Raw genomic sequence first — 8,004 nt, 5'->3', positions numbered from 1 at the left:
TGCACAAACATTAAGATCACACCGCAAGCAGTGTGGTACAAGATACTATAGCAGACATCTCACAACTCGTCATTGCGAGTTTCGCTTCTTAGTCCGCCGTGGCGGATGGCAATCTCATATTCTCTTTTATTTTGGCTCGCAACAGGGACGTCCCGGTCCCGCACCGGAGCGAAAAGAACTGAGATGGTTACACCATTCCCTTTGGTCATTGCCGCGTCGCTTCGCTCCTCGCAACGACCCACTTATTAATGTCATACCGGCGAAGGCCGGTAACCAGTGTTGATATTCGTGTGGGGCGTCTCTGCCCCGCACCAAGGTGACCGTCAGGTCACATCTTTGTCTTCGCTGCTCTAAGCCAAAGCCAAGACCCGACGGAACATTCACAGACGTCGCGCTATAAGAGGAAGAAAACAATGTCGAGACCTGGGAAGGTATCGACCTACTATATAGCGGAGTGCGGCGGACTGACCTACGAATATCGGAAAATATGAGGTCCGCCAATAAAAAAAACCGCCCTGTTTCCAGTGCGGTTTAATTATGTCAACTAATAGGTATTGTCTCAGCTCAGATATGCGCGCAAGGAACGGCTTCGAGAGGCATGACGCAATCTGCGTATCGCCTTCTCTTTAATCTGCCGCACACGCTCGCGAGTGAGCGAAAAGCGGGCGCCAATCTCTTCCAATGTGAGCGCTTTCTCATGATTCAATCCGAAATACAAATTGATCACTTCAGCTTCGCGAGGTGTCAGCGAGTCGAGCGCTTTTTCGATTTCAATCCGAAGGGAATTACTGAGCAGCGCCTCATCGGGCGACGGCTGGAATTCATCTTCGAGAATGTCGATAAGCGAGTTATCCTCGGAAACTGAAAAGGGCGCGTCAAGCGACAAATGCGAGTTGGAAATCTTCAAGGTATCCGAGACTTCCCCTTCAGAAAGTTCGAGTTCCTTGGCGATCTCCTCAGGCGAAGGCTCGCGCCCCAGCCCTTGCTCGAGTCGGCTTGAGATCTTGCCGATTTTGTGCAGGGTGCCGACCCGGTTGAGGGGCAGACGCACAATACGGCTCTGTTCGGCCAATGCTTGAAGAATCGCTTGTCTAATCCACCAGACTGCATAGCTGATGAATTTGAATCCGCGAGTCTCATCAAATCGCTTGGCCGCTTTGATCAATCCGATGTTTCCTTCGTTGATCAAATCGGCGAGAGAAAGTCCTTGATTCTGATACTGTTTAGCCACCGAAACCACGAAGCGCAGATTAGCCTTGGTCAGTTTTTCTAGGGCGCGTTTGTCGCCCAGCTTAATTTTTCTGGCCAGCCGCACTTCTTCTTCGGCGTTGATGAGAGGAGTTTCCCCTATTTCGCGAAGATACAGATCGAGCGATCTATCTGCATCGCGATATTTGAGGGATTGTTTAGCCACGTATGTAAGCTGCTCCTTCTGTAATACTGTTAATATCTTCCAACCTGTTCAAAGGTACTACTCATACCAATGACAGAACCAATCGTTTAATGTCACTTAATTATGGACGAATCACCTTTCGAGCGATACTTCCGCCCGGTTCAACTACTATAAGCGGAACGGCCTGTGGGTTGTTCCCGATTTGACTTGCTATTCTTTGCATATCGGCGGCGGATTCGACCGCCTGATTATCAGCTTGTAGTATAACTGTCCCCTTAATGATCGATGCTTTATCGGCTGGTGTTCCCGGATGAACGCGGGTTACAAACACGCCTTCGACATGCCGAACACTTATCTCGGCGGCCATTTCAGGAGTAAAAGTGGTAAACTCCATCCCCAGCCATTGCTGGTTTGAAAGTTCACGGCTATTCGGCGCCGAGGCGCGAGCGGAGGCCTCATAGGCGTCCCTGTCGGCGACTGTAGTCACAAGCGGGATTCGTTTGGAATCACGAACGATTTCAATAGGCACTTCCATTCCGTTTCTGACAGTTGAAACGAGGACCGAAAACTGGTTTACATTTTGAACTTCCTGGTTATTGAAACTCACCACAATATCGCCAGTCTTGACACCGGATTCTTTTGCGGGAGAATTGGCAAAAACCGAATCAATGCGGACACCTTTCACCGCGCCCAACTGCTGGCGTTTGGCTTCGCGAGCCGTAACCGGCGACAACCAGACGCCGAGCCATCCACGGCTTACTTTACCCGATGCTATAAGGTCGGGCACGATAGCGCGCGCCATATTTATCGGAATGGCAAAACCGATGCCAACCGATGATCCGGTTGGACTCGAAATAGCGGCATTGACACCGATGACTTCGCCATAGAGGTTCAGCAGCGGCCCGCCGGAGTTGCCGGGGTTTATCGAGGCATCGGTCTGTATGTAATTCTGGTATTGCGGGGTCTCGCTGCCAAAGCGCAAATTGCTTCGGCCCTTGGCGGAAATAACTCCAACTGTAACTGTGCGATCAAGTCCCTGCTGAGGGAAAGGGTTGCCGATGGCAATCGCCCAATCGCCGACTTTGAGGTTTTCCGAATCGCCAAATTCTATAAAATGAATCTTTTCTTCCGGTTCTACTTTAATGACAGCCAAATCAGTCGAGGGATCGATACCGACAATTTTCGCGGGATACTCGTAGCCAGTCGCGGTTCGCACAGTAAGTTCGACAGCATTGCGGACGACATGGGCGTTGGTCAGGATATAGCCGTCTTCACGAAAGAAAAAGCCTGAGCCAAACGAGTTATTAAACTCGCTTCCCTGAACCCACCACGGCATTTCCTCCCCTTTTGAACGGGCTGAGATGTTGACAACGGCGTCCTGAACTTTTTCGACGACCGACACGAACGGAGATTCAGCGACCCCGTTACGTTCAACCACCGGGTAGCGATCCTGCAACGGGTCACTATTATTTGATTGGGCAAACGTAACCGAAGGCAGTTCCAGATTGGAGGATATAATAATGCCCATGAGAACACACGCTATAGCAATAAGCGTGAGTCCACTCAGATTTAGCCCTTTTCTCCTCAATGTTCCTGAAGGAAACTTCGCTTCAATCACTTCCCGACCTCCAAACTAGATAAGCCTAACAAGTTAAGCATTTCTGAATCACAGTCAAGAGCTAATTCCCCTGCTGTCAAATATCTACGCATTAAACGTAACTGGTTGTCCGGTCGACTCATTTTTTTATTGAGTGAATACATCAAAAGTAGTAATCCTCAGAGCGACGCTTGGTCTATAAACATGATACGCACCAGTCTATTGCTTTGTTGTGTTTCCAAATTAATAAATTGACACGTGGCTCAAAATTACCAATCGCAATCTTAATTGATTGACATGTAACGACTTAATTTCGATGTGCTCTCATTTCCCTTGAAAGCTATAGATGGTATTTGTTGACTTAACCCATGTATGCTTCTAACTTAAGCGGAATTATGCCATCTCCGTTTTTTGTGAAGAATCAGCTTGTCTCGATCGGTAAACGGCTTGCCGAGAGCGGTCTTATAGCCGGGACCGATGGAAACATGTCGATGAAACTCGACGATGACCGGATTATGATAACACCCAAAGGGTTTTCCAAAGGGCATCTCAGTCCGGACGATTTGGTAATAGTGGATACAAACGGTAAAAAGATCCAAGGCAGCCATGACCCATCCTCTGAAATCGCGATGCATTTATTCGTTTACAAGAACCGTCCCGAGGTGCAAGCCTGCGTTCATTCCCATCCGCCGTATGCGACGGCCTTCGCTGTGGCCGGAATTCCGTTGGAAATAGATATTCTCCCCGAAGTTGTCCTCTTTGTCGGTGAGATTCCACTGACCGATTATGCTCCGCCGGGAACCGATGCTGTGCCCAAATCGCTTGAGCCATTCATAGAATCCTGTAGCGCTTTTCTGCTTCGGAACCATGGCCTTCTTACGATTGGCAGGACACTTGATGAGGCCATGCAACGTCACGAAACGGTCGAACACTACGCGAAGATACTTCATCACGCGCGGATGCTGGGCAACCTCAATTGCATTCCCCCGAACGACTTTGCCCGACTCGAGAATATCCGTAAAAAACTCGACGATGTCTGGTCCCAGCGTTCATCGTAATAATTTCCAGTATGCACGTTAAACGAGTTGTCATCGACAAGGCCAACCGGCTCTACAAAGTCCCGCCAGATATTCTTGCCTTTTCCCATACAAAAAAACGCTCTCTCATACCCAATCGGCCTGAGATAATTGATTTGGCATCGTTCCGGTGGCCAATACAATACACACCTGACCTTGCGCCAAAAGCGGCGGAACTTTCTCAAGCCAGCCCCAAGGTGATTGAGACGTTACGAGAAGCGCTCGCCAACTGGGTTTTCCAACAACACAGAGTCAAAGTTTCCCCTGAAAGAGAAATCTTTATTGGAGGCGGAATTGGGACGATGGTCAATGCTGTGGCTGTTGCTTTCATTGAGAATGGCGAGGTTGCCTTTGTCCCTGATCTGGCCGTGCCGGTGTATACGAGGGCGGTTATTGTCTCTGGCGGAGAACCTATCGGTTATGCAATCTCCAGCAAAAATGATTGGCAGCCGGAATTTGACAGGTTAAACAGCCGCCTCACACGCGTCGCGCGAATTCTTTTTCTCAATTCTCCCCACAGTCCGACCGGTGCGGTCATTCCTGAAAAAGATTTGTCTGCTCTTATTCAGTTAGCAGCAAAAGAGCATTTACTTCTGGTCAACGATGCCGCTTTTCAGACAATTCCAGAAAGAGCCGCGCCTTCTCTGATTGGAACCGAAGGCGGGATCAAGGTCGGCCTTGAACTGTACTCGTTCTCCTATTTTTTTGGGCTTCCGTTCATGCCATTCGGATTTGCGGTCGGCAATCGGGAAGCAATCTCCGGTATGAAGGCGGCGGCATCGCTCACACCGGCATTTATCCCCGCCTATTATGCCGATATCGTCCTTCAGTATTTGCGAAGACCAAGCGCGACCCCGCATAAAACCGTTCGCCAGCAATTTCAAAAAAACAGTGTCGAAGCCTCAGCCTTGTGTGACGCGCTCAATCTTGAGATTTCTGGTTCCAGTAACATCCCATTCATTTGGGCCAGGATTCAGCGGCGTCGCAACTCGCTCAATGCCGCGCGACTATTATTGAGACGGAGCCGCATTCTCATCGCGCCAGGCTCGAGTTTTGGAGAGCACGGACAAGGATACCTGCGCTTTTCACTTACGGCCTCAGTTGAGGACTACCGAAATGCTTTGGCCCGTCTCAAACGCTCGCCATTCAGACTGACCGGAGGCGACAACGAATGAAAGATATTATCAGATTGTCTAGTTTATCATTTTATGGCTATCACGGCGTGTCTGCCGCCGAGAGAGAAACCGGCGGGATATTTGAGGTCGACTGTGAGCTTGAGTTGGACTTTGCCGATGCCGGAGCAAGTGATAGACTCTCTGACACGATTGATTACGCCGAAGTGTTTTCTCTTATCCGCGACACGGTTGAAGGAAAAGCATACGCCCTACTTGAACGGCTTGCCACTCACCTCGCGGCCTTACTCCTTGACAAGTTTGCCGTCTATCGGGTAACTTTGAAGGTTCGCAAAATGCGCGCGCCGATTGCAGGACACATTGGCTCTATTGAAGTCGAAGTCAGCCGCTATCAAAGTGACCCCAGCCGGTTGATGGACAATTCGATTTAACATGTACAGGAGAATGATGTGGCAGAAATAGTCTATATAAGTCTCGGATCAAATCTTGGCGACCGAGAGAAATATCTGGCGTCGGCAAGGTCCCGCATTGGAGTGATTGAAGGCATCGAAGTCGTCGCTGTCTCATCAATTTATCTGACCCAGCCAATACACATGGCATCAGATGCTCCGTCGTTTCTTAACCAAGTCATCAAAGTAGAGTACCTTTACACCCCTGGCGAGTTATTGCAGGCGACGGAAACTATCGAGCAGGATATGGGGCGAACCGACAAAGGAAAACGGCTTCCGCGAACCATCGATATTGATCTGCTTTTATTTGGCACACGCATTGTATCCACAGAGCGTCTCAAGATTCCGCATCCGGAAATCCTGAAACGTCCGTTCGTGCTTGTGCCGCTCTTGCAGATAGACCTGGAATTGACTCATCCAGTCACGGGAAAACAATTGTCTACACATCTCAAGTCCGGTGATATTGACTCGGTAATCATATATAAAGACCATGTCGCTCGAAACGTTTGATCCCAATTATATCGCGGTCGAAGGCGTTATCGGCGTCGGCAAATCATCGTTTGCCGCTATGCTCTCCGAACGCATCGGCGCCCATCTGGTAAACGAAGAAGTGCTCGAAAATCCATTCCTACAGGACTTTTATAAAAATCGCAAACGTTACGCCCTTTCAACCCAGTTGTTTTTTCTCATCTCACGTTTTCAACAACAGCAACAGCTTTTCTCGCGCGATCTTTTCGCGCAGCGAATTATTGCCGATTATCTGTTTGCCAAAGACTCAATCTTTGCCTCGATTAATCTCTCCGAACGCGAGCTGGCGCTCTACAATCGTATCGTCATTGTTTTATCACACGACATCCCCAAACCTGATCTTGTTATTTATCTTCAGGCCACCACACCGGTTTTACTCGAACGGATTCACAAACGAAACTACAGTTTCGAAAAGCCTATCGATTTTGATTATGTCGAACTTTTGAACCAAGCCTACGATTATTTTTTCTTTCATTATTCCGACACGCCGTTGCTCGTGGTCAAAACCGATGAAATAGATTTTGTCCATAACCCGCATCATTTCGATGACCTCATCGAACAAATCCAAAAGCCGGCGAGCGCCAAACGCTATTATTCACCCGCCGGAAACCTATCATAGAGAATTGCTCCATGTCTGTAATCAAGAAGACAAAAAAAGTCACAATTCAGAGTATCATCGCCAAAAAAGCCAAAGGCGAAAAGATCAGCATGCTCACCGCCTATGATTATTTTATAGCTCAACTCCTCGACAACGCCGGTATCGATGCCATTCTTGTCGGTGACTCGGCGGCCAATGTCATCCACGGCCATTCCTCTACCTTGCCTATTACCATGGACATAATGGTCGCGCACACAGCCGCTGTTTCACGTGGAACAAAGCGCGCGCTTCTTATTGCCGATATGCCATTCTTATCATTCCAGCCGTCTGTCGAAATTGCAATTCTGAATGCCGGTCGATTTCTCAAAGAAGGAAATGCCGAAGCCGTCAAACTCGAAGGCGGTCTTGAGATCGTCCCGACAGTTAAGAAGCTGGTGGAATTGGGAATCCCGGTCATGGGACATATCGGTCTGACACCGCAGTCCATTCATCGTTTTGGCGGACCAAAAGTCCAAGGGCGCGCTGAAAAATCCAAAACATATCTGAGGGAATCGGCCTTGGCACTGGAAGAAGCCGGCTGTTTTGCGATTGTCCTCGAATTATTGGAAAGCGGAATTGCCACAGAAATAACGGCATCACTGTCTACCGCGGCGACTATCGGCATAGGCGCTGGGAAAGAATGTGATGGTCAGGTTTTGGTCACCAATGACATGCTGGGACTTCGCGAAGAGGGCTTCAGACCAAAATTCCTGCGCGAGTATGCTAATCTCACTCCTCTCATCAGCTCGGCTGTTGAGAGTTTTATTAAGGATGTCACTCACGGCGATTTTCCGAGCGAGAGCGAATCATATCCGTCTGCTGAATAACTTTATCGATCATTGAACCCCTTGCGGTTTAATTTTGTAATTCGCGACCGCAGCGAGATCACACATCGACAAATAAAACCCACTCGTTGGGTGGGCTACAAATATTACAGTGGCTGGGGTGCGTTCCCGTGCGCCAACAAATTACGCGCATACGTCGTTGCGAGGAGTGGATTCTCTTCTCTTGTCATCCCAGTCCGCCGAAGGCGGAGGAACCATCTTCATCTTCGTGCAGGCCGTCCTCCATTGGCGGATTCGAAAATCTCTAGCCTGCACCATCCGAAAGATCACACCACAAACACAAACGGCCACTCTATTTCTAAAGTGGCCGTTCGGCTTACTAGCTCTATCAAGCGTGAGCTTGATA

General features: G+C 49.1%; 9 protein-coding genes. 7 read left to right on the top strand and 2 right to left on the bottom strand.

Features of this window, described 5'->3' with window-relative positions; genetic code table 11:
• Nucleotides 1-283 (top strand): hypothetical protein (locus tag SGI97_08355; GenBank protein ID MDZ4723896.1); only part of this gene is annotated, 283 nt, incomplete at its 5' end.
• Between the two features lie 276 nt (nt 284-559).
• Here the strand turns inward: SGI97_08355 and SGI97_08350 are convergent.
• Nucleotides 560-1,414 (bottom strand): sigma-70 family RNA polymerase sigma factor, encoded by an 855-nt coding sequence (locus tag SGI97_08350; protein MDZ4723895.1) that lies wholly within the window; start codon nt 1,412-1,414, stop codon nt 560-562.
• 100 nt (nt 1,415-1,514) lie between these two features.
• Nucleotides 1,515-3,011, bottom strand: coding sequence for a trypsin-like peptidase domain-containing protein (locus tag SGI97_08345; protein ID MDZ4723894.1), 1,497 nt, complete (start codon nt 3,009-3,011; stop codon nt 1,515-1,517).
• Between the two features lie 374 nt (nt 3,012-3,385).
• Here SGI97_08345 and SGI97_08340 point away from each other — a divergent pair, with 374 nt between their 5' ends.
• Genes SGI97_08340 through panB form a run of 6 tightly spaced genes read left to right on the top strand, consistent with a single transcriptional unit; the run spans nt 3,386 to nt 7,640 of the window.
• On the top strand, nt 3,386-4,048 hold the full coding sequence (locus SGI97_08340) for a class II aldolase/adducin family protein (GenBank protein ID MDZ4723893.1): 663 nt from the start codon (nt 3,386-3,388) through the stop codon (nt 4,046-4,048).
• An 11-nt stretch (nt 4,049-4,059) separates the two neighbouring features.
• A complete protein-coding gene (locus tag SGI97_08335) occupies nt 4,060-5,241 on the top strand; it encodes a pyridoxal phosphate-dependent aminotransferase (GenBank protein MDZ4723892.1) in 1,182 nt (393 codons plus the stop codon).
• Complete coding sequence (gene folB / locus SGI97_08330; GenBank protein MDZ4723891.1) at nt 5,238-5,630, top strand: dihydroneopterin aldolase; 393 nt, start codon at nt 5,238-5,240, stop codon at nt 5,628-5,630. The genes SGI97_08335 and folB overlap by 4 nt, the downstream gene beginning before the upstream one ends.
• A gap of 18 nt (nt 5,631-5,648) precedes the next feature.
• The gene (gene folK / locus SGI97_08325; GenBank protein ID MDZ4723890.1) at nt 5,649-6,158 is read left to right on the top strand and encodes a 2-amino-4-hydroxy-6-hydroxymethyldihydropteridine diphosphokinase; all 510 of its coding nucleotides are present in this window, start codon (nt 5,649-5,651) and stop codon (nt 6,156-6,158) included.
• Nucleotides 6,139-6,795, top strand: a complete 657-nt coding sequence (locus SGI97_08320; GenBank protein ID MDZ4723889.1) for a deoxynucleoside kinase — start codon at nt 6,139-6,141, stop codon at nt 6,793-6,795. The genes folK and SGI97_08320 overlap by 20 nt, the downstream gene beginning before the upstream one ends.
• An 11-nt stretch (nt 6,796-6,806) precedes the next feature.
• Nucleotides 6,807-7,640 carry a 3-methyl-2-oxobutanoate hydroxymethyltransferase gene (panB, locus tag SGI97_08315; protein MDZ4723888.1) on the top strand — a complete coding sequence of 278 codons (834 nt, stop codon included), beginning with the start codon at nt 6,807-6,809 and terminating at the stop codon, nt 7,638-7,640.
• Nucleotides 7,641-8,004: the final 364 nt, after the last annotated feature.

This window comes from Candidatus Zixiibacteriota bacterium (assembly GCA_034439475.1).
GTDB lineage: Bacteria > Zixibacteria > MSB-5A5 > GN15 > FEB-12 > JAWXAN01.
Note: the sequence above shows the minus strand (reverse complement) of the source record. Positions and strands in the feature narration are given on the sequence as shown.